Source organism: Pseudacidovorax intermedius, assembly GCF_003350475.1.
Taxonomy (GTDB): Bacteria; Pseudomonadota; Gammaproteobacteria; order Burkholderiales; family Burkholderiaceae_C; genus Xenophilus; species Xenophilus intermedius.
In genome coordinates, this window is sequence record NZ_QQAV01000001.1 from 809,711 (window position 1) to 830,998 (window position 21,288).

General features: G+C 70.3%; 21 protein-coding genes. 11 read left to right on the forward strand and 10 right to left on the reverse strand.

Features of this window, described 5'->3' with window-relative positions:
• Positions 1-79 precede the first annotated feature (79 nt).
• Both DFR41_RS03535 and DFR41_RS03540 read right to left on the reverse strand, forming a co-directional pair.
• Complete coding sequence (locus DFR41_RS03535) at positions 80-583, reverse strand: hemerythrin domain-containing protein (protein ID WP_114801699.1); 504 nt, start codon at positions 581-583, stop codon at positions 80-82.
• A 127-nt stretch (positions 584-710) separates the two neighbouring features.
• Positions 711-1,022, reverse strand: coding sequence for a plasmid stabilization protein (locus tag DFR41_RS03540; RefSeq protein WP_114801700.1), 312 nt, complete (start codon positions 1,020-1,022; stop codon positions 711-713).
• 143 nt (positions 1,023-1,165) lie between these two features.
• Between DFR41_RS03540 and DFR41_RS03545 the strand changes: the two genes are divergently transcribed.
• From DFR41_RS03545 to DFR41_RS03555, 3 genes are all read left to right on the forward strand, one after another.
• Positions 1,166-1,570: a phage holin family protein gene (locus DFR41_RS03545; RefSeq protein WP_114801701.1), complete on the forward strand. Its 405-nt coding sequence runs from the start codon at positions 1,166-1,168 to the stop codon at positions 1,568-1,570.
• Between the two features lie 229 nt (positions 1,571-1,799).
• On the forward strand, positions 1,800-2,567 hold the full coding sequence (locus DFR41_RS03550; RefSeq protein WP_147284310.1) for a hypothetical protein: 768 nt from the start codon (positions 1,800-1,802) through the stop codon (positions 2,565-2,567).
• Positions 2,568-2,604: 37 nt separating this feature from the next.
• The gene (locus DFR41_RS03555) at positions 2,605-3,402 is read left to right on the forward strand and encodes a hypothetical protein (RefSeq protein WP_114801703.1); all 798 of its coding nucleotides are present in this window, start codon (positions 2,605-2,607) and stop codon (positions 3,400-3,402) included.
• Positions 3,403-3,411: 9 nt separating this feature from the next.
• On the opposite strand, the gene DFR41_RS03560 is transcribed toward DFR41_RS03555, so the two are convergent.
• Positions 3,412-4,638, reverse strand: coding sequence for an MFS transporter (locus tag DFR41_RS03560; protein ID WP_244917633.1), 1,227 nt, complete (start codon positions 4,636-4,638; stop codon positions 3,412-3,414).
• 82 nt (positions 4,639-4,720) lie between these two features.
• A complete protein-coding gene (locus DFR41_RS03565) occupies positions 4,721-6,772 on the reverse strand; it encodes an acetoacetate--CoA ligase (protein WP_017760705.1) in 2,052 nt (683 codons plus the stop codon).
• A gap of 161 nt (positions 6,773-6,933) precedes the next feature.
• Between DFR41_RS03565 and DFR41_RS03570 the strand changes: the two genes are divergently transcribed.
• From DFR41_RS03570 to fahA, 7 genes are read left to right on the forward strand one after another with little or no spacing between them, the layout of a single operon-like run.
• On the forward strand, positions 6,934-7,674 hold the full coding sequence (locus tag DFR41_RS03570) for a TetR/AcrR family transcriptional regulator (RefSeq protein WP_017760704.1): 741 nt from the start codon (positions 6,934-6,936) through the stop codon (positions 7,672-7,674).
• Positions 7,671-8,618 carry an ABC transporter substrate-binding protein gene (locus DFR41_RS03575; protein WP_114801705.1) on the forward strand — a complete coding sequence of 316 codons (948 nt, stop codon included), beginning with the start codon at positions 7,671-7,673 and terminating at the stop codon, positions 8,616-8,618. The genes DFR41_RS03570 and DFR41_RS03575 overlap by 4 nt, the downstream gene beginning before the upstream one ends.
• A gap of 33 nt (positions 8,619-8,651) precedes the next feature.
• Positions 8,652-9,503 (forward strand): ABC transporter ATP-binding protein, encoded by an 852-nt coding sequence (locus DFR41_RS03580; protein ID WP_114802171.1) that lies wholly within the window; start codon positions 8,652-8,654, stop codon positions 9,501-9,503.
• Positions 9,496-10,344 carry an ABC transporter permease gene (locus tag DFR41_RS03585; protein ID WP_244917634.1) on the forward strand — a complete coding sequence of 283 codons (849 nt, stop codon included), beginning with the start codon at positions 9,496-9,498 and terminating at the stop codon, positions 10,342-10,344. Before DFR41_RS03580 ends, DFR41_RS03585 begins: the two co-directional genes overlap by 8 nt.
• Complete coding sequence (locus DFR41_RS03590) at positions 10,341-11,120, forward strand: ABC transporter permease (RefSeq protein ID WP_114801706.1); 780 nt, start codon at positions 10,341-10,343, stop codon at positions 11,118-11,120. The genes DFR41_RS03585 and DFR41_RS03590 overlap by 4 nt, the downstream gene beginning before the upstream one ends.
• A gap of 38 nt (positions 11,121-11,158) precedes the next feature.
• Complete coding sequence (locus DFR41_RS03595; protein ID WP_017760699.1) at positions 11,159-11,965, forward strand: cyclase family protein; 807 nt, start codon at positions 11,159-11,161, stop codon at positions 11,963-11,965.
• 12 nt (positions 11,966-11,977) lie between these two features.
• Positions 11,978-13,300 carry a fumarylacetoacetase gene (fahA, locus tag DFR41_RS03600; protein WP_114801707.1) on the forward strand — a complete coding sequence of 441 codons (1,323 nt, stop codon included), beginning with the start codon at positions 11,978-11,980 and terminating at the stop codon, positions 13,298-13,300.
• 59 nt (positions 13,301-13,359) lie between these two features.
• Here the strand turns inward: fahA and DFR41_RS03605 are convergent, their stop codons facing one another.
• The 5 genes from DFR41_RS03605 to boxC all read right to left on the reverse strand — a co-directional run bounded on the left by DFR41_RS03605 (position 13,360) and on the right by boxC (position 19,077).
• Positions 13,360-13,794 (reverse strand): MaoC family dehydratase, encoded by a 435-nt coding sequence (locus DFR41_RS03605; RefSeq protein WP_114801708.1) that lies wholly within the window; start codon positions 13,792-13,794, stop codon positions 13,360-13,362.
• Positions 13,795-13,810: 16 nt separating this feature from the next.
• Positions 13,811-14,170 carry an AraC family ligand binding domain-containing protein gene (locus DFR41_RS03610; protein WP_017760696.1) on the reverse strand — a complete coding sequence of 120 codons (360 nt, stop codon included), beginning with the start codon at positions 14,168-14,170 and terminating at the stop codon, positions 13,811-13,813.
• Positions 14,171-14,293: 123 nt separating this feature from the next.
• Positions 14,294-15,574 (reverse strand): benzoyl-CoA 2,3-epoxidase subunit BoxA, encoded by a 1,281-nt coding sequence (gene boxA / locus DFR41_RS03615; RefSeq protein ID WP_114801709.1) that lies wholly within the window; start codon positions 15,572-15,574, stop codon positions 14,294-14,296.
• A 238-nt stretch (positions 15,575-15,812) separates the two neighbouring features.
• Positions 15,813-17,240, reverse strand: a complete 1,428-nt coding sequence (gene boxB, locus DFR41_RS03620; protein WP_114801710.1) for a benzoyl-CoA 2,3-epoxidase subunit BoxB — start codon at positions 17,238-17,240, stop codon at positions 15,813-15,815.
• A 148-nt stretch (positions 17,241-17,388) separates the two neighbouring features.
• A complete protein-coding gene (gene boxC, locus DFR41_RS03625) occupies positions 17,389-19,077 on the reverse strand; it encodes a 2,3-epoxybenzoyl-CoA dihydrolase (RefSeq protein WP_114801711.1) in 1,689 nt (562 codons plus the stop codon).
• A gap of 404 nt (positions 19,078-19,481) precedes the next feature.
• On the opposite strand from boxC, the gene DFR41_RS03630 reads away from it, so the two are divergent.
• Complete coding sequence (locus tag DFR41_RS03630) at positions 19,482-20,672, forward strand: serine hydrolase domain-containing protein (RefSeq protein ID WP_017760692.1); 1,191 nt, start codon at positions 19,482-19,484, stop codon at positions 20,670-20,672.
• Here DFR41_RS03630 and DFR41_RS03635 read toward each other — a convergent pair.
• A complete protein-coding gene (locus DFR41_RS03635) occupies positions 20,573-21,205 on the reverse strand; it encodes a TetR/AcrR family transcriptional regulator (RefSeq protein WP_170159308.1) in 633 nt (210 codons plus the stop codon). The two genes, DFR41_RS03630 and DFR41_RS03635, sit on opposite strands and share 100 nt — an antisense overlap.
• Positions 21,206-21,288 lie beyond the last annotated feature (83 nt).

Genomic DNA, 21,288 nt, shown 5'->3' on the forward strand with positions numbered 1-21,288 from the left:
GCGGCGGGGCGCGGGTGCTACGCGAGGAACGCAACACGCCCTGCGGCTGGCGCTCGCGCCCGCGCTGGCCCGCCTCGCCTCAAGCAACCGTCGCGGTGGCCTCTTCCACGGCAGGAGAACATGCCGCAGAGCCACAGCCCGTCATCGGCTGGGCCGGTAGCGCATGGGGCCGACCGATCTCGCCCGTCTCCATGTCGAAGCCGACGCTGCGCAGATGCAGCGCCAAGCCTGCGTCCATGGTCTGTGCATGGAGCACGAACCACGCCCCCAGCTGGCGCGCCATCTCGCGCACCAGCGCCAGATCGCCGCGCTGGCCGGCCGCCAGGCCGTCGCGCATGGCCTGCAGCACCACCTTGTGTTGCACGCTATGGCAGTTGGCACTGGAAAAGCCGGTGGACTGCATCCATTGGTCCTCGCGCGAGAAGTGGGCATCGGTGTGGTCGATCAGCCCGCTCCAGCATGCCAGCAGTTGCTCGTCCGGCGCCTGCTCGACGTCGGCCAGCAGCAGCACGAACTCCTCATGGGTGCGGTCCATCACGGGGGCGTCCAGCACCAGGGCTTCGGACCATTGCAGGGTGGCCATCGTCGTCTCTCCACGCAGTCGGTTGGGGGAGATCGCAGGGTAGGCCTGCATCGCCGCAGCCGCTTTGACGGGGCGCAAGGCAGAAGGCGGTCCACCGTGCCCGGCAGCAAGGCGAAACGGCAGACGCTCAGTGCTTGGCGGCGGCGTTTCGCTTGCGTGTAGCCGCCGCCTTCTTCGCCGAGGCGGAACGCTCGGCCGCCGAGCGCGAGGCCGATGCCTTGCCCCCTGCATGGCCGCCCTTGCGCGACGGTGCGTGGTTCTCGGCATGGCCGCGGCCCGAGCCACTCTTCTTGCCGCCCCCGGTCTCCTTGTTCACGGTGGCCCAGGCGCGACGCTCGGCCTCCGGCGCGGACACGCCGCGCGATTCGTAGCCTTCCTCGATGTGCTCGGCCTGGCGCTTCTGCTTGTCGGTATAGGCGGACTTGTCGCCACGGGGCATGGTGATCTCCTGTGTTGCACAAAAGGCCATGCTCGCCCCGCGGGCGCAGCCGCCTGTAGGCCGAGGCTGAGCGGCGCTGTCCGCCCGCTGCGGGGCTTGGCCGCACGGGGCTGCCCGCCATGACGCCGGCCTATCATCGGACGATGCTCGCGAACCTCACGCCCTTCCTCCTCCACTGGGCCATCACCGCCTTCTCGCTGTGGGTGGCCAGTCACATCTTCCGTGGGCTGCAGTTCGACGGCACGGGCTCGCTGGTGGTGTCGGCATTGCTGCTGGGGCTGGCCAATGCCATCGTCAAGCCGCTGCTGATCTTCCTGACGCTGCCGCTCACGCTGCTGACCTTCGGCCTGTTCCTGCTGGTCATCAACGCGCTGATGATCCTGCTGGTCGCGGCGCTGGTGAAGGGCTTCCGGGTGTCAGGCTTCTGGACCGCCCTGTTCGCCAGCATCTTCATCTCGCTGCTGAGCATGCTGATCGGCACGCTGGTGGACGGCGGCGACCCGGCCACCCGCATCCAGCTGCCGCAGGGCACGGGCAACTGGCTGTAGCGCCCTTGCCCTGCCGCGCCTGCCGCGCGCCCCGGTCGTCACACGGGTGACGCCGCCCCGCATTTCGTTGACCAATCCGCGCGCTTGTTAAAGAAGCGACGCGCATGCGCGCCGCTTCTGGCGCCGTTACACCGCCGGACGCGGTTTTTGCGAAACAAGACCATGGCGATCACCGTGCCGCTGCCCAGAATCGACAGAACGATTCACAGGGAGCCGGCAAGGAGACGTCATGAGACGCGCCATTTCTATCTGCGTGGTCGCCGCAATGCTCGCCGCCTGCGCGGGACGGCAGGCACCACCCACCGCACCCGTCAGTGCCACCTCGGGGCATCCGCTGCCGCATCCGCGCGTGGAGATCTTCTACAACGCGGAGCCCGAACTGGTGGTGCGCGACTCGGGTGCCATTCCCGCCGTGGGCCTGATCGGGTTGCTGGGCCCCGTGGGTGCGCTGGCGGCGATGGGCGTGGATGCCCTCAGCCGCGGCAACTCGACCCAGCAGGCCGGCGAGCGCAGCCAGCGCTTCACGCAGGCGGTGCGGGGCGAAGGCAGCGACCTCGCGCTCAACCGCGAGTACGCGCAGCGCCTGGCGGAGGCACTGCGTGCGACCGGCCGCGTGGTCAAACTCACGCCCGCAGCACGCGCCCAGGGGGCCGACGGAGAGCTGCACCTGGACGGGCTGACGCCCACGCCCGGCCATGACGTGCTGCTGCTGCGCATCTCCACCGCCTACTGGGCACCCGACCTCGGTTCGAGCTTCCGGCCCTACGCCCGGGTCGAGTACGCACTGCGCGACGAACAGCTTGCGCCCCTGGCCTGGGACTCCGTGTCCTTCCGGTCGGCCGAGCCCCGCTACTACGCCTACGACACGCTGCTGAAGGAAAACCGGACCGCCTACGACGGCCTGCGCCAGGCGCTGTTCGCGACCCTGCCGGGCGTGATGCGCAAGAACTTCCCCGGGCCTGCAACGCCCGCACTGCGGACCGCCGGCACGCCCTGACCGGCCCACGCGCATCCAAAAAATTTTTCTCTTCTCCATGATCGACTCGCCCCCCTCTCCCACCCTCGAGCGCACAGGTCCATTCGTTCCGGACGGCTGGCGCAGCCTTGTCGAGCCCCTGTGCGAACTCAAGGAGGCACTGGACCATGCCGTGCGCTGGCCCGACCGCACGCCCCCCAATGGTCGCGTCGCGCAGATCCTCGCTGCGCATGGCCTGACGCTGGAGCAGGCGGCGGCGCTCCGGGCTTCGCACCTGCCGGACCGCTTTGTCCGGCATCTTCTGGGCGACTGGTTCGCCGCCACCGGCGAGCCCGTCGGCACCTGGGAGCGCAGCAGTCTGCCGCCCTGGTGCACGCTCGGCTGGGTGCGCAAGGACGCCTACCGCCTCACGCCCGAGCGGCCGCAGGCCCGACTGCGGGCGATGGTGGACGAGATCCGCGCCGACCCCGGCGCCATGGACGCCACCGCGCACGGCCTGGCGGGGATTCCGATCTTCTGGGCCGGCGAGGGCAAGAACCGCTGCCAGCTCCACCGGCTGGCCGGACGCGCCCGGGTGGGCCGCCTCAGCCTGTATCCGGCGCCCGACCTGTCGGCCTGGCAGCTCGCGCCGGTGCTGGGCACCCAGCAGGTGGTGGCGCTCATCGCGCCCGATGGCCGCGTGCAGATGCTGCCCTTCGCGCGGGCCTCCAGGCCGCTGCTGCTCGCGCTGGGCGTGACGTGGAGCCGGCGGCCCGTGCTGCGGCCCTGGATCGAATCCCTGCGGCGCGGCGAGCCGATGCCCCATGCGCAGGCCGAGTACCGGCTGCGCGCGTCGATCCTCGCGCCAGCGGCCTGAGCATCCGCCTCAGGACGGGCGCGAGGGCGCCGCTTCCACCGGCGATGGACTGAACAGGTAGGGCAGCAGGCCCGCCAGCAGCAGCGCCGCCGCGCAGCCGAAGATGGCGGCGAAGGTGCCGTCCACCGGCCAGCCGCGGCGCTGGCCCGCCTCGGCGATCAGGCCGAAGGCCCAGGAGGCGCCGGCGGACCCCAGGAACACGCAGGTGTTCAGAACGCCCAGGCCCCGCCCGCGCAGAGCCGCAGGCACCAGCGCACGGCCGTGGCTCATCACCAGCGGGTGCAGCATGCCGGCCGTGACGACGAAGGTGAGCAGGGTCAGGTCCACGGCCAGCCCCACCGCGGGCCAGGCGGTGAGCGCCACGGCCGCGACGAAGGAGAAGGCGGTCCAGCCGGCCACGGTGCCACGCAGCGAGCTGCGGCGCACCACCAAAGGAATGGTGAGCGCACCCAGGATGCCTCCAGCACTCACCACCATCAGCGCCAGCCCGCGCGCATCGGCCCCCAGGCCGAAGACCTGCGCAAAGTACGGCCCGCCCCAGGCGTTGCGGAAACTGGTGCCCGCCGCCATCGCGATGCACATCGGGATGAGCGTCCACAGCGCCATCCGACGCAGCAGGCCGGCGCTGGCCAGCACCATGGCGGCGGGACTTTCCTGCCGGGCCTGGGCGTGGCCCTGGTCGCGCACATGCCGCCACACGCCGATGCAGGCCAGCAGCATGGCGACACCGCCCATCGCGATGGCGGGTCGCCAGCCGATGCGATGAGCAGCCCAGCCCAGCGGCGCCGTGGCCACCAGCGAGCCCACCATGCCCACGGCATTGGCCCGGCTGATGAAGGCCGCAAAGCGGGCCGGCGGCAGCTGCTCGGCCGCGTAATGCATGAGGCCCATGAAGACCGGCGCGCAGGCCAGGCCCAGGCCCGCCTGGGCCACCATGGCGACGGCGCCATTGGGCGCGGCGACCAGCAGGGCCGCCGACACCACGCCGATCGCCAGCAGCCAGCGGCTGGGTCGCCCGACGCCCCAGCGGTCGAAGGCCACGCCCACCGGCACCTGCGCGACGGCGAAGGCCAGGAAGAAGCTGGAAGACAGCGCGCCGAAGCCGGCAGGCGACAGCGCGAGATCGTGCTGCAGCTCCGGCGCGATGACCGCGAGGCAGCTGCGGAAGAACTGGCTGAGGGAGAAGGCGAAAGTCAGCGCGACGAGGCCGCGCGAAGTGGCTGACGGGGACGGCATGTGGAGGGCCATTGTCCGGCCCGCGCCTCGGCGCCATCGACCACCGGCGCGACAGGCCGGGCGCCCGGCCGCCGTCACTGGCTCAGGCTGCGGCCTGCGCCCGCCGTTCCGCCAGCGCCACGTACCAGCCCAGGCAGCCCGGGTTGGCCATGGCCTCCTTGTTGACCACCTTGTCGATGGGCTGCCCCAGCAGCAGCTTCTTGATCGGCAGCTCCTGCTTCTTGCCCGAGAGGGTGCGCGGGATCTCGGCCACCTCGAAGATGTCGTCCGGCAGGAAGCGCGGCGACAGGCTGGCGCGGATGGCGTCATTGAGCTTGCGGCGCATGGCCTCGTCCAGTGCCACGCCGGGACGCAGCACCACGAAGAGCGGCATGTAGCTGTCGCGGCCCAGGTACTCCAGGTCGACCACCATCGAGTCGAGCACCTCGGGCAGCGCTTCCACCGCGTTGTAGATCTCGCTGGTGCCCATGCGCAGGCCCTGGCGGTTGATGGTGGCGTCGCTGCGGCCGTAGATGACGCAGCCGCCGTCCGCACCCACCTTGAGCCAGTCGCCATGCCGCCAGACGCCCGGGTAGGTGTCGAAGTAGCTCGACAGGTAGCGCGCGTTGCCCGGGTCGTTCCAGAAGTACAGGGGCATCGACGGGATGGGCTCGGTACAGACCAGCTCGCCCACCTCGCCGGTGACGGCCTGGCCGTTCTCGTTCCAGGCGTAGACGGCGGCGCCCATGAAGCGGCACTGCATCTGACCCGGCACCTCGGGCAGCTCGCGGTTGCCGCCGACGAAGGCGCCGCAGAAGTCGGTGCCGCCAGAAATGTTGCACCACCAGGGCTCACCATCGGCGCCGCCCTTGAGGGCACCCGGCTTGGGCACGAGGCCCGCGGCGAGCTTCGCCTCCTGCATCTGCGCACTGCCCCAGCGCTGCACCTCCTCGGCCAGTGGCGAGCCGGTGCTGCCCAGCACACGCACGCGCGAAAGGTCGCCGCAGTCGACGGCGCGCACGCCGGCCTTCATGCAGTTGCTGAAGTAGGCCGCGCCGGCGCCGAAGAAGGTCACGCCATGGCGCGCCACGAAGCGCCACAGCACCGACCAGTCGGGCTGCTCCTTGCTGTGGGCCGGATGGCCGTCGTAGATGACGCAGGTGGCGCCCGCCACCAGGCCCGACAGCTGCGCGTTCCACATCACCCAGCCGGTGGAGCTGAACCAGTGGAAGCGCTCGCCGAAGCTGTTGGCCGCATAGCTGCTGCCCAGGTCGTAATGGATCTGCGACAGCGCCATCGACATCAGGATGCCGCCCTGGCCATGCACGATGGGCTTGGGCAGGCCGGTGGTGCCGCTGGAATAGACGATCCACACCGGATGGTCGAAGGGCAGCCATTCGGGCGCGAAGGCAGCGACCTCGGCATCGTCGCGACCGCTGGCGGTGGTCCAGTCGATGTCGTGCGGCAAGGGCTCGGCCGCATGCGGCGTGCGCAGCAGCAGCAGGTGCTCGGCCGTGGGCAACTGCGCGCGCAGCTCCCGCACCACGGCACTGCGGTCCAGCGCCTTCTGGCCATAGTGCACGCCGTCGACCGCGATCAGCACCTTCGGCTCGATCTGCCTGAAACGGTCGGCCACGGCGGCGGTGCCCATGTCGGGCGCGCACACGCTCCACACGGCGCCGATGCTGGAGCAGGCCAGGAAGGCGACCATGGTCTCGGGGATGTTGGGCAGGTAGGCGGCCACGCGGTCGCCGCGCCGCACGCCCAGGGCCTTGAGCGACAGCGCCACCGAGGCGACCTGGCGCTGGAGCTCGGGCCAGGACATCTCTCGCACCTCGCCCGCCTCGTTCTCGCTGACGATGGCCGGCATGCCGGCCGCATGCGCGGGCTCCACATGGCGCAGCACCTCGCAGGCATAGTTGACCTGTGCGCCCGGGAACCACACGGCCCCCGGCATGCGCCGGTCGGCCAGCACCGCACGGTGCGGCGTCGGCGACTGGGTGCCCGCGTAGTCCCAGATGGCCTGCCAGAAGCCATGCAGGTCGGTCACCGACCATTGCCACAGCGCGTCGTAGCTGTCGAAGACCAGCCCGCGGCGGTCGCGCAGCCAGTTCTGGAAGAGGCGGATCTGGGGAACGTAGGCGGGAGCGGTCATACGGCCAGCGTAGTGCGGCACTGCAGCACGCTCAATGCGGATTGGCCCCAGCCGCGTCGTCTGCGCGACTGGCACTGTCCCGCCACGAAGCACTGGCAGGGAGCAGCGGCTCATGGTTTGTACGTGTGTGCAAGACTGTTGTACGGCCGTTCAATAGGCGCATGAGTGCCCGGCCGACCTCCGCTCCTCCCGCGCGCCGCGCGGCCCGTGGCGCAGCCGCCGAGCCCCGTCCGGACCGTCGCCACGCCATCCTGCTGGCGGCCGAAAAGCTCTTCGCCCGCCACGGCTACCACGCCGTGAGCATCCGCCAGATCGCCGACGAGGCCGGCGTGCCGCTGGCGCTGGTGGGCTACTACTTCGGCCCCAAGAACGCACTGTTCGAGGCCATCTTCGAGCACTGGAACCAGACCATCGAGCGCCGGCTGGCCGCGCTCGCCGAGGTGCCCATCGATCCGGCGGACGCGCGCACGCTGCCCCGCATCATCGACGCCTTCACCGCGCCGGTTCTGGCCCTGCGCGCCAGCAGCGAAGGCGAGTACTACGCACGGCTGGTGGCCCGCGAGCTCTCGCACGTCACCGAAGAGGCCGACCGTGTGCTGCGCCACTACTTCGACCCGCTGGCCAACGCCTTCATCGACGCCCTGCAGCGCGCCCTGCCGCATGCCACGCGTGCGCAGGTGGCCTGGGGCTACCAGTTCGCCCTCGGCGCGCTGCTGCACCACCTGACGGACACGCGGGTGGAGCGCCTGTCCGGCGGCGAGGCGCAGGCCAACGAGGCGGCGGGCAGCGCGCTGCTAGTGGCCTTCATCGCCGGCGGGCTTCGCGCCGCCATGCCCCGTCCTCGCGCCGTTCGCAAGGCCGCGGCGCCTGCCAAGAAGACAAACCCACGGAGACAAGCCTGATGAAAAGACGCACCGCACTCTCGGCACTCGGCGCCGCCACCCTGGCCGCCGCAGCGCTGCCCGCCCGCGCACAGGGCACCATCAAGATCGTGTTCGGCTTCACGGCCGTGACCGACTTCGCCTCGGTCTTCGTGGCCAAGGAAGAGGGCTACTTCGGCAAGCGTTCGCTGGACGTGGAGCCCAAGTTCATCCCGCTCAACTCGACCATCCCGGCGGCATTGCAGTCCGACTCGCTCACCATCGGCGGGCCCACGCCCTCGGTCTTCCTGCAGGCGGTGGATGGCGGCCTGGACCTGGTGCTGGTGGCCGGCGGCGGGCTCACGGCGAAGAGCATCACCGGCTTCGGCCTGGTGGCGCGCGCCGGCTCGGGCATCAAGAATGCGCAGGACTGCGTGGGCAAGAAGATCGGCGTGCCGGGCCTGGGCGCCTTCCTGCACGTGACCTTCCGCGCCTGGCTCAAGGACCAGGGCGTGGACTACCGCAAGGTCAACTTCGTCGAGGCCGCCTTCCCGCAGCATGCGGACCTGCTGCGCGGCGGCTCGGTGGACGCGGTGGTGTCGGCCGACCCCTTCATGAGCCGCATCACCGAATCGGGCGCGGGCTATGTGGCGAGCTATTACTCCACCTTCCTGCCCGAGGGCAACCAGACCATCGTGCATGCCGCGCGCCGCGACTGGGCCGAGAAGAACCCGCAGGCGGTGCGCGCCTTCCGCGAGTCGCTGGTGGAGGCCGCCGCCTTCATGGGCCAGGCGAAGAACGACGCGCGCGTGCGCGCGGCCATCGGCAAGTACATCAAGCTGCCGCCCGAGGTGCTGGCCAAGGTGCAGATCTCGCCGCCCGGCCCTGTCGTCACCGACAAGCAACTGGCCTACTGGGTCGGGCTGATGAAGGACCAGGACATGCTCAAGGGCTCGCCCGACGTGGCGCGGCTGATCGCCCGCTGAGGCGGGGCGCACGTCATGGGAGCCCCGGACTTCATGGTCGCCGCAAACCGCGCGGCGGTACATCCGACCGCTGCAGCGGCTGCCCCCATCGCGGGCCGCGCCGCGAGCGCAGAAGCGCCGCTGCTACGTTTCGACGAGGTGAGCATCCGGCTGGGCGGGCGCGAGATCCTGTCGCCCACCAGCTTCGAGGTGCGGCGCGGCGAATTCGTCTGCATCGTCGGCGCCAGCGGCTGCGGCAAGACCACGCTGTTGCGCACCGCCAGCGCCCTGGTCACGCCCACCGCGGGCCGCGTGCTGCGTCACGGCGTGCCCATCACGCAGCCCGCGCGCGAGATCGCCTTCGTGTTCCAGGACTACGGCCGTGCCCTGCTGCCCTGGCGCACGGTGGAAGGCAATGTGCGCCTGGCGCTGGAGGCCGCGCACGTGCCCACCGCCGAGCATGCCGCCCGGGCCGCCGAGGTGCTGGCCAAGGTCGGCCTGGCCGCGCATGCGAACAAATTTCCGCTGCAGCTGTCGGGCGGCATGCAGCAGCGCGTGCAGATCGCCCGCTGCCTGGCCCAGCGCCCCGAGCTGATGCTGATGGACGAGCCCTTCGGCGCGCTGGACGCGATGACGCGCCAGGGCCTGCAGGACGAGCTGGCGCGCCTGGTGCGCGATGACGGCCTGACGGTGATCTTCGTCACCCACGACCTGGAAGAGGCCATCTACCTCGGCGACCGCGTGGTGGCCCTGCAGGCCAACCCGGGTCCCGGCCGGCCCAGCCTGGCCCGCATGATCGACGTGCCCATTCCCCGACCCCGCGACCAGCTGACCACGCGCGAGCATCCCGAGTTCGTGCGCCTGCGCCGCGAGCTCTTCACCTTCATCGAGGAAGGCCATGGCTGAGCGGGCCGAAGCGATGCGCGCACCCCAGCCCGTTCGCGCTGAGCCTGTCGAAGCGCCGTCCCGCAGCTCGAGCGCCCCGCGCCCACACCCCCTCGCCCGCCTGCGCCCCTGGGTCATCCCCGCCCTGCTGCTGATCGCCTTCGAGCTCTACGCCCGCCGCGCCTCGGCCCTGGGCAGCGACTCGCTGGCCCCCGTCAGCGCCGCGCTCAAGGCCTGGTGGGGCGCGGCCATGGACGGCTCGCTCTGGCAGGCCACCGCCTTCACCCTCGGCACCGCGGCCCTCGGCCTGTTGGTCGGCGCACTGCTCGCCCTGGCCGGCGGCATCGCGCTGGGCCTGTCGGCACGCGCGGCCCGCATGGGCTTCATGACCACCGAGCTGCTGCGCACCGTGCCCTCGGTGGCGCTGATCCCGCTGGCCATGCTGATGTTCGGCTTCGGCGTGCGCATGGAGATGGCGGTGATCGCCTTCGCCACCTTCTGGCCGCTGATGCTGCTGGTGCAGGCGGCCGTGCGGCAGGTGGAACCGCGGCTGCTGGAGGTGAGCCGCGTGCTCGGCCTGTCTGCGCGCGAGCGGGCCTTCAAGATCGTGCTGCCGGCCATCGCGCCGCGGCTGTTCGTGGCGCTGCGCCTGGGCGTGGCGGTGGCGCTGGTGGTCGCCGTGACGGTGGAGATCGCTGCCAACCCCAATGGCATGGGCTACGCCATGATGATCGCGCAGCAGAGCTTCGACCCTGCGCTGATGCTGGCCTGGCTGGGCTGGATCGGCGTGGTGGGCTATGCGGTCAACGCGGGCATGCTGCGGCTGCAGCAGCGCGTCGCCCGCCGGATGGGGGCCGCATGAACGACCGCCTCAAGATGAGCAGCTGGCTGGGCTCGGCCCTGGTGCTCGGCGCACTGATCGCGCTGTGGTGGGGGGCCAGCAACCTGGGCTGGGTCAGCCGCGTCTTCCTGCCCACGCCGCAGGCGACGTGGGACGCACTGGCCGAGGGCTTCAACCTGCGCGGCAGCGGCAACGGCGAGTTGGCCGGCTGGACGCTGGACACCGTCGGCCGCATGCTGCAGGGCTGGCTGCTCGCCTCGCTCGCGGGTGTGGCGCTTGGCGTATTCATCGGTGCATCGGCCGCGGCCCGTGCCTGGCTGCAGCCCATGCTGGAGTTCATCCGGCCGCTGCCGGCCTCGGCCGTGCTGCCGGTGGCCATCGCCATCTTCGGGCTCAGTCCGCGCATGGTGCTGGTGGTGGTGGCCTTCGGCGCGATGTGGCCGGTGCTGCTGGCCACGGTGCATGGCCTGGCCACCGTCGATGCGCGGCTGGCCGAGGTGACGCGCTGCCTGCAGCTGTCGCGCCCCGCCTTCATCCTCAAGATCGGCCTGCCCCATGCCATGCCCGACATCCTGGCCGGCATGCGCCTGGCCCTCACCGTTGCGCTGATCGTGGCCGTGGTGGGCGAGATGATCGCCTCGCAGGGCGGCCTGGGCCAGGCCATCCTGCTGGCGGCACGCGCCTTCCGGGCCAGCGAGCTGTTCGCCGGCATCGTGCTGCTGGGGCTGATCGGCTTCGTCAGCAATGGCTTGCTGGCCTTCGCGGAACACCGCCTCCTGCGCTGGCAACGCCCCTGAACCTCACATCCCACGGACCCACACAAAGGAGACCCGCCATGCCCCGCAAATTCGTCGACCTGTCCATCTACCTCGAGAACGACGTGGTGAGCGACCCGCCGCCCTTCGCGCCCAAGATCCAGTACTTCACCCACGAGAACACGGTCGAGCAGATCGTGCCCTTCTTCCCCGGCCTGCAGAAGGCCGACCTGCCCGACGGCGAGGGCTGGGCGGTGGAGCAGGTGCAGCTGTCCACGCACAACGGCACGCACCTGGATGCGCCCTACCACTTCCACTCCACCATGGACAAGGCGCTGGGCGAGAAGAAGCCCGCCATCACCATCGATGCCGTGCCGCTGGAGTGGTGCTTCCAGCCCGGCGTGAAGCTGGACTTCCGCCACTTCGCGGACGGCTACGTGGTGACGGCCGCCGATGTGGAGGCCGAGCTGGCCCGCATCGGCCACGTGCTCAAGCCGCTGGAGATCGTGGTGGTCAACACCCGCGCCGGCGAGCGCTACGGCCAGAACGACTATGTCTCCAGCGGCTGCGGCATGGGCTACGAGGCCACCATGTACCTGCTGGAGCGCGGCGTGCGCCTGACGGGCACCGACGGCTGGAGCTGGGACGCGCCCTTCGTCCACACCGCGCAGAAATACGGCGAGACCAAGGACGCCGGCCTGATCTGGGAAGGCCACAAGGCCGGCCGCGACATCGGCTACTGCCACATCGAGAAGCTGCACAACCTGGAGGCGCTGCCGCCCGATGGCTTCTTCATCAGCTGCTTCCCGCACAAGATCCGCGGCGCGTCCGCGGGCTGGACGCGCGCCGTGGCGATCTTCGACGACACCCTGATGGCCTCGGCCTGAGGAGCGGCATCGATGACACTCGACCGCACCCATGACGCCGCTGCGCGCAGCTGGCTGGCCAGCGCCAACGCATCAGGCGGCGACTTTCCGATCCAGAACCTGCCCTTCGGCGTATTCCGCCTTGCGGGTAGCCAGGAGGCCTTCCGCGGCGGCGTGGCCATCGGCGACCAGGTGATCGACCTGCAGGCGGTGGCGGCCAGCGGCGCCTTCACGGGCCTGGCAGCGCAGGCCTTGCAGGCCGCATCGCAGCCCACGCTCAATGCGCTGATGGCCATGGGCCCCGAGGCCTGGCATGCGTTGCGGCTCGCACTCTTCGACGCCCTGCGCGAGGACGCCACCGGCCCAGCCGCCGACGCGCTGCGCGCCGCGCTCGTGCCCCAGGCCCAGGCCGAGATGGGCCTGCCCAGCCGCATTGGCGACTACACCGACTTCTACACCTCGGTGCACCACGCGGTGAACGTAGGCCGGGTGCTCAAGCCCGACGATCCTCTGACGCCCAACTTTCGCTGGCTGCCCATCGCCTACCACGGCCGCGCCTCCAGCGTGGTGCCCAGCGGCACGGCCTTCCACCGCCCCATGGGCCAGGCCATGGCACCCGGTGCCGCCGCACCGCAGTACGGCCCCTGCCGCCGGCTGGACTACGAGCTGGAGATGGGCTTCTACGTGGGCCCGGGCAATGCCCAGGGCCGGCCCATCGGCATCGGCCAGGCCGAGTCGCACATCTTCGGCATGTGCCTGCTCAACGACTGGTCGGCGCGCGACCACCAGTTCTGGGAGATGGCGCCGCTGGGCCCCTTCCTGGGCAAGAACTTCTGCACCAGCGTCTCGCCCTGGGTCGTGACCATGGAGGCCCTTGCACCCTACCGCGTGCCCTTTGGGCGCGAGGCCGACGAGCCGCAACCGCTGGCCTATCTGGACAGCCCCGCCAACCGCGAAGCGGGCGGCGTGGACGTGCAACTGGAGGTACGCCTGCAGAGCCCGCGGCACCGTAAGGCGGGACATGCCGGCGACCGCCTGTCGGCCACCAGCTTCCGCCACCAGTACTGGACCCTGGCGCAGATGGTGGCGCAGCACACGGTGGGCGGCTGCAACCTGCAGCCGGGCGACCTGCTGGGGACCGGCACCATTTCCGGTCCTACGCCGGGCGAAGCCGGCGCCATCGTCGAGCTGTCGCGCGGCGGCACGCAGGCCATCGACCTGCCGACCACCGGCGAGACCCGCACCTTCCTGGAGGACGGCGACACGGTCATCCTGCGCGGCTGGTGCGAGCGCGAGGGCCATGCCCGCATCGGCTTCGGAGAATGCCGGGGCGAGGTGCTGCCGGCGGTCGGATAACGCGGGGCTCACGCCCCAGCGCATTCGACCTGCTCCCGTCCCTGGAGCGGCTCGCCCGCTCAGGGCAGCCGGAACAGGCTGGTGACCATGGCGTCCAGCACCTGCGCATCGTGCTGGTTGAACAGCTGCCAGCGCCAGCGCAGGATGCCCAGGTGCGCCTTGGTGTCGGAGCGCCGCGCTTCGATCACCTGGGCCCGCAGGCGCAGCCGGTCGCCGGGACGCACGGGCCGGGACCAGCGGATGTGGTCGATGCCCGGCGAGGCGAAGGATTCGGAGTCGTGCAGCGCCGCCTGCACCACCAGCCGCATGGCGATGGCGCAGGTGTGCCAGCCGCTGGCGATGAGTCCGCCGAACACGCCCTCGGCCGCCGCCTCGGGATCGGTGTGGAACCACTGCGGGTCCCACTGGCGGGCAAAGCCGAGCACCTCTTCCTCGGTGACGGCATGTGGACCGGCCTCGATGACCTGACCGGGGCGGAACTCCGCAAACTTCATCCGGTGCGCAACCGCCTCAGCGTGGCGCTTCCTCCAGCGGCGGCATGGCCTGCGCATGCAGCCGGGCGACCCAGTAGGTCGCGCCATCGGGACCGTAGTGCTCCTCGTGCGGCTGATCGGGCGCCAGCACGAAGCGGTCGCCGCGGTGCAGTACCCGGGTCTCGCCAGCGACGGTGAGCGTCAGTTCGCCCTGCACCATCAAGGCTTCCACGGCGAAGGGATGGCCGTGGCTGGCGACCTGCGTATCCGGCTCCCACATGCGCTCGGCCACCTCGTCGAAGCCGCGCTTGCGCGCCTGCGCCTCATAGGCGGAAAAGCTGGGCAGCGCATCGGGGGCGATGGAGGCGGGGAAGGTGACGCTGGCGGGAGGATTCATCAGGGGCTCCGTGGCGAAGTGGGCCGGAAACGGCGAGCCGCAAGTGTCTCCCTTCGACGGCACTCTGGCGAGCCGACGTTCTCTATGGGCCTGATCGTGCACGTGCCCCCGGTCGTTTGTCCGTCAGTACGTCTCCAGGTGCAGCCGCCCTTCCTGCTTGAGCCGCGCCGCGATCTGCTCCCAGTCCAGGCCGGCCTCGTGGGCCACGTCGCGCAGGGCCAGCACCACGCCTTCTTCCATGCTCTTGAGGCCGCAGACGTAGAAGTGGGCAGCCTCGTCGCGCAGCAGCAATGCCAGGTCGGCGGCGCGCTCGCGCATCAGGTCCTGCACGTACTTCTTCGGCTCGCCGGGCGTGCGGGAGAAGGCCAGGTTGATGTCGATGAAGTCCTTGGGCAGGCTGGTCAGCGGGCCGAAGTAGGGAAGTTCCTGCTGGGTGCGGGCGCCGAAGAAGAGCATCAGCTTGCCGCCTTCGAACTTGCCGCTCTTCCTCAGGCGCCGCCGCCATTCGGTCATGGCCCGCATGGGCGCGCTGCCGGTGCCGGTGCAGATCATGACGATGTGCGACTTCGGGTGGTTCGGCATCAGGAAGCTGCTGCCGAAGGGGCCGACCACCTGCACCGTGTCGCCCACCTTGAGGTCGCACAGGTAGTTGGAGCAGATGCCCCGCACGGCCTGGCCCTGGTGGTCCTGCGTGACGCGCTTCACCGTGAGCGACAGGTTGTTGTAGCCCGGGCGCTCGCCATTGCGGGCGCTGGCCACCGAATACTGGCGCGGCTGGTGCGCACGGCCAAGCGCATCGGCGCCCGGCGGCACGATGCCGATGGACTGGCCTTCCAACACCGGGAAGGGCATGGCGCCGAAGTCCAGCACGATGTGGTGCGTCTCGCTGTCGAAGCCGGCCTCGGTGCAGTTGAAGTTGCCCGTCACCGTGCCGGTGATGGGGCTCTTGGGTGCATGCAGGTTGGTGTAGGGATGCGCGGCCGACCATGGTGGGCGCGTGGCGCCATAGCTGGCGGAATGAAAAGGCGCGGTGCCGGGCTCGGCGACCGCCTCGGCGGCCGGGGCCACGGCCACAGGCGCCGCTTCCGCCGCGTCAGCGGGCACGCCTTCAGCCGCCAGTTGGTCGGGCGTGAGTTCCGCAGGCAGTTCGTCCCACAGCAGCTGTTCCTCGATCGGATAGGCCTTGGCCGCAGGCACGGTGCGCCAGTTGTCGATGGAGCCCGTCGGGCAGGGCGAGATGCAGGCCATGCAGCCGTTGCACACGTCGGCCTTGACCACGTAGTTGCGGTCGTCGTGCGTGATCGCCCCGATGGGGCAGGTGGCCTCGCAGGTGTTGCAGCGGATGCAGATCTCGGGGTCGATCAGGTGCTGCTTGATGACCGCCACAGCTTCAGCCGTTTCCATCGCTTTTTCTTTCCTTCTCGGTCCGCCTGCGTCGCCACGACCTCGTGGCCTCTCGCGCAGGAGGACGGGCGTCACCGCCCGCTTTGACTGACTATGCGTGCCTCAGCCCGTCGCTCCGATCTCCGGTCGGTATTCCCAGACCGTTCGGGCTGAGCTTGTCGAAGCCTTGCGCGGCGTTTCGACAGGCTCAACGCGAACGGGTCGTGGGGTGTCCGAGGCAGAGAGGGCGCCAGGCGCCTCAGGCGAATCGCACGTACTCGAAATCCACCGGCTGGCGGTTGATGCCCATGACCGGCGGCGCGATCCAGTTGGCGAACTTGCCGGGCTCGACCACGCGGCCCATCAGCGAGGCCACGAAGGCGCGGTCCTCGTCGGTGGGCAGCCATTCCTTCTTCTTCGCTTCCCATTCGGTCTCGCTCACCACGCGGCCATCCGGCGACATGCGGATGCCGGCCAGGGCGCCGATGGCGCGGTTGAAGGCCTTGTGCGGCACCGTGAGCCGGAAGGGGATGCCCGCCTTCTCGATCACCTTGTTCCAGCGGTTCACGCCGGCCACGGAGTCCTTGATGAAGTCGTCGCGCAGCACCTCGTTGAGGGCATTGAGCATCGGCACTTCCTTCTCGAGCAACTGCCCATCCTTGACCTCCAGCACCTTGTAGGTCTGGTTCTTGAGGACGTGGTCGTCGGTGCGCTTGCCTTCTTCATAGCGGCCCTTGAGGCCCGAGCTGTAGAAGGTGGCGGCGTTGCTGGACTGGTCGGCGCCGAACAGGTCGATGGTCACCGAGTAGTGGAAGTTCAGGTAGCGCTGGATGGTCTCCAGGTCGATGGCGCCGGCCTCGCGCACCTTCTTCGGGTCGTCGGTCTTGAGCTCGTTCATCACCTGGCAGGTGCGCTGGATGACGCGGCTGACGCCCGACTCGCCCACGAACATGTGATGGGCCTCTTCGGTCAGCATGAACTTGGTGGTGCGCGCCAGCGGGTCGAAGGCGGACTCGGCCAGGGCCGACAGCTGGAACTTGCCGTCGCGGTCGGTGAAGTAGGTGAACATGAAGAAGGCCAGCCAGTCCGGCGTCTTCTCGTTGAACGCGCCCAGGATGCGGGGGTTGTTCTCGTCGCCGCTCTGGCGCTCCAACAGCGCCTCGGCCTCCTCGCGGCCATCGCGGCCGAAGTGCTTGTGCAGCAGGTAGACCATGGCCCACAGGTGGCGGCCTTCTTCCACGTTGACCTGGAAGAGGTTGCGCAGGTCGTACTGGCTGGGCGCCGTGAGGCCCAGGTGGCGCTGCTGTTCGACCGAGGCCGGCTCGGTGTCGCCCTGCGTGACGATGATGCGGCGCAGGTTGGCGCGGTGCTCGCCGGGCACGTCCTGCCAGGCCTTCTCGCCCTTGTGGTCGCCGAAGTGGATCTCGCGGCTGGCGTCGCCCGGGTTCAGGAAGATGCCCCAGCGGTAGTCGCGCATCTTCACGTGGCCGAACTGGGCCCAGCCGTTGGGGTCCACGCTCACGGCCGTGCGCAGGTAGACGTCGAAGTTGGTGGAGCCTTCGGGGCCCACGTCGTCCCACCAGTTGATGAAGTTGGGCTGCCAGCCTTCGAGCGCGCGCTGCAGCGTGCGGTCCTCGGCCAGGTTGACGTTGTTGGGGATCTTCTCGCTGTAGTTGATGCTGCTCATGTCTCGACCTCGTGACTGGGAGAAAGAAGGGAAGAAGTTGGGGACGCTGTCTTCGCGGGAGATGCCGCGGAACCGGCTTTGCCGGGCTGCAGGCGTCGCCCCCTGCAAGGGGGTGGGCGGCGCGGACTCAGTCCGCGGAGCCTGGGGGTTAGACCCTTTTCATGTCGAAGCCCGCCTTCTGGCCGGTGCCGTAGACCTTCAAGGCGCCTGCCTCGCCGACGGCATTGGGACGCTGGAAGATCCAGTTCTGCCAGGCCGACAGCCGCCCGAAGATGCGGGTCAGCATGTTCTCCTGGCTGGCGAAGCGCAGGTTGGCCTCCAGGCCGGTCAACGCATCGGGCGACATGGCAGCGCGCTCTTCGAGCGCGATGCGCAGTTCGTCTTCCCAGTCGATGTCGTCGGGCGCGGCGGTGACCAGGCCCAGCGTCATCGCTTCGTCGGCATCGAGCGGGCGGCCAGCGGCGGCGCGAGCGGCCTCCATCGGGCCGGCCTCTTCGTAGAAGCGGCGCTGCAGGCGGCTCTGGTCGTTGACCAGGGGCAGCAGGCCGAAGTTGAATTCGTCCAGCACCAGCTTCGGCGCCTTCTCGGGCGCATCGGGCAGGGCCAGCATGTAGGTGCGGTCGGCGGCGAAGGCCAGCTCGGCGAACAGGCCGGCGAAGCAGGAGCCTTCGTCCACCACGGCGAACAGCGTGCGCGAGGACACATCCAGCCGCGCGAAGGTACGGCGCAGCGCGCCCAGCGTCTCGCGCGCCAGCCAGTGGTCCTGGTGCGCCAGCAGCTGGCGGTCGGCGGCCAGCACGGCCTCGGCCTCGCCGCGGGTCTTGAGCAGCCAGGTGCCGATGTCGGGCTCGTTGGTGCGCAGGTGCAGGATGGCGTCGTCCAGCTCGCGGGCCAGGGCCAGCGGCCACCAGCCGGCGCCAGCGGCCTCGATGGCGGCGATGTCGGCCGGCAGTGCGGACTGCGGGGCCTTGAGCGTCAGCGTTGCGGTGCGCTTGGCGCGGTCCACCGACACCTCGACATGCGAATAGCGCACGCTGTCAGCGCCTTCCTCGCGCTGCAGGCGCGGCAGCGCGATGCCGCGGGCGCTGGCGGGGCGCGTGCTGCCTTCGGCCAGCTTCATGGCGCGCTCCTGCACGGCCGCGCCGAACTGCGCCGGCTTGGCCACGGCATCGACCAGGCGCCAGTCCACGGCGCGCTGGCCACGCACGCCTTCGACGCTGGTGCAGAAGATGTCGGCCAGGTCGTGGCGCACATGGCGCTTGTCGGTCACGCGGGTGAGGCCGCCGGTGCCGGGCAGCACGCCCAGCAGCGGCACTTCGGGCAGGCTGACGGCGGAGGAGCGGTCGTCCACCAGCATGATCTCGTCGCAGGCCAGGGCCAGCTCGTAGCCGCCGCCGGCGCAGGCGCCGTTGACGGCGGCCAGGAACTTGAGGCCGGAGTGCTTGGACGAGTCCTCGATGCCGTTGCGCGTTTCGTTGGTGAACTTGCAGAAGTTCACCTTCCAGGCATGGCTGGAGAGGCCCAGCATGAAGATGTTGGCGCCCGAGCAGAAGATGCGGTCGCGGGCGCTGGTGACGATGACCGTGCGTACCTCGGGGTGCTCGAAGCGGATGCGGTTGAGGGCATCGTGCAGCTCGATGTCCACGCCCAGGTCGTAGCTGTTGAGCTTGAGCTTGTACCCGGGGCGCAGGCCGCCGTCCTCGGCAATGTCCAGCGTCAGCCGGGCGATGGCGCCATCGGTGCTGAGCTTCCAGTGCTTGTACTGGCTGGGGTCCGTGCGGTAGTCCACCGGCGCCTGGGCCGCGGTGGTGCTGCTTGCTGCTGCGCTCTCGCTCATGGGGTGTCTCCTGGGTGGGTCAACCGGAAGCAATGTGCATGTTGCTTCGTCGATGACATGCATCATCATGCATGTTGACGGACACGTCAAGGCAGGGCGGAGAAGGCGAACGGGTTTTCGGGCTGGGGGAATCCCGAAGAGAGGGAGGGCCGCGTTCCGCCCTGCAGCGGGCCGGGTCATTCGTTCGGCCGGCACTCATCCTTTGCACGAGGCCCACTGGGGTGCCAAGCAACACGTCCTGCCCCCCACACGAATCCGAGCCCGCCGCGGCACCGCGCTGGTTTCGCGGGCCCGCGCGAGCGCAAGCCGTTGTCACTGGTGCGGTTTTTCGGACGTCCATGCACGGCGCCACGACGCCGGATTGCGAGTAGTCGCAAGCCGATGCGCTGCTGAGAATTTCGCGAATGAACACGACCCGCAGCTCCCAGTTCCCCGGCCTTCACGCCGCCTTCGCCCTGCTGCGGCCGGCCGTTCGCGCCGGCTGGATCTGGATCGTGGCGTGTGCCGGCCTGCTTGTACCCCTGGCCGCGCTGGCACAGGACGCGGCGACCTCTCCCCAGCCGTTCGGGGCCGAGGCCGCCGCCGTGGCGCGCGTCCTTGACCGCGCGGACCCGGCGGCCTCCAACATCCACAGCGTGCTGGTCATGCGCGACGGCGAGCACCTGGCCGAGCGCTACTACGCCGGCAAGGACCAGACGATCTACAGCCTGTGGCGCTCGCACCGCGGCTTCGGCGCCCAGGACCTGCACGACATGCGCTCGGTCAGCAAAAGCGTGCTCGCGCTGGTCTACGGCATCCTGCTGGCGCGCGGCGAGGTGCCGGACCTGGACACGCCGGTGGCCTCGCTCTATCCACAGTGCGCCGACCAGCAGGGCGCATCGTCCACGCCGCTGCGCGTGCGCCACCTGCTGACCATGACCACGGGCCTGGACTGGGACGAGCCATCGCCCGTGCGCCGCCCCACGCGCGATGACCAGTCCGCCCTTCTGTGGACCGGCTCGGTGGCCGAACACGTGCTCTGCCGGGTGCGCGTGGCCGAGCCGGGCACGCACTTCGTCTACAGCGGCGGCGCCACCGCCGTGCTGGCCGACATCATGGCGCGCAGCACGGGCCGGACGCTGGAGGATCTGGTCGGCCACGAGCTGTTCGATCCACTGGGCATCAGCGGCTGGACCTGGACGCACGACCTGCGCGGGCGGGCCGTGGCCTTTGCCGGGCTGCGGCTGCGTCCGCAGGACCTGCTCACGCTCGGCCTGCTGGTGCTCGACCAGGGGCGCTGGCAGGGACGCCAGGTGGTGCCCGCTGCCTGGATCGAAGCCGCCACCCACGCCCAGGTTTCGGCGAGCGCGGACTATGGCTACGGCTACCAGTGGTGGGTCCGCACCCACCGCATCGGCGGCAGGCCGGTGCGGGTGATCCAGGCCATCGGCAACGGCGGGCAGCGGCTCTATGTGGTGCCGGCCCTGCGTCTGGTCGTGACGATGACCGCCGGCAACTACGGCGAGCTTGGCATCCTGGCCGAGGAAGACGCGCTGTTCACCGAGTTGGCGGCCGCGTTGCCGCCCGCATCCGAGGGCGTCGCCGCGAGCAGGTAGGCATTCACCAGCTTCACGGCCTCGTCTTCCACGGCCTGCATGGGCAGCGCCGGCCCGTCGCGCGCATCCGTCAGAGCGCGGGCCACGCCCAGCACCGCACGGGCGATGACGAAGAGCTGGATGGGCGCCAACGCGCGCGCAGCTCGCGGGCCCTGGGGATGCGAAGCGACGGCCTCGGTCAGCTGCGCAATGTGGTGCGCATCGTCGCCCGCCAGGCCCGCCCCCATGTACACGCCCAGCAGCACGCGGCGCACCGGCGCGTCGTGCGCATGCCGCGCCAGCAGCACCCGCACCAGCCGGCGGATGGGATCGACCGTGGCCTCATCCGCCGCGGCCAGCGCGGCCAGGAAAGCCTCTCGGTCCTCGGCCAGCAGGCGCCGCGCGAGGGCGAGCAGGATCGACTGCTTGTTGGGAAAGTAGCCATACAGGCTGCCGACGCTGACGCCCGCGCGCTCGGCGATGCGGTTGGTGTTGAAGCCCGGCAGCCCGTGCGCCCGAAGGATCTGCTGCGCGGCCTCGAGGATGATCGCCACCGTGTCGTGGGCGCGCTGCTGCCGGGGCGCGCGCCGGACGACGGCGCGGGGCGGCTTTCGGGGTGGCACCGTCGATCCCGCGC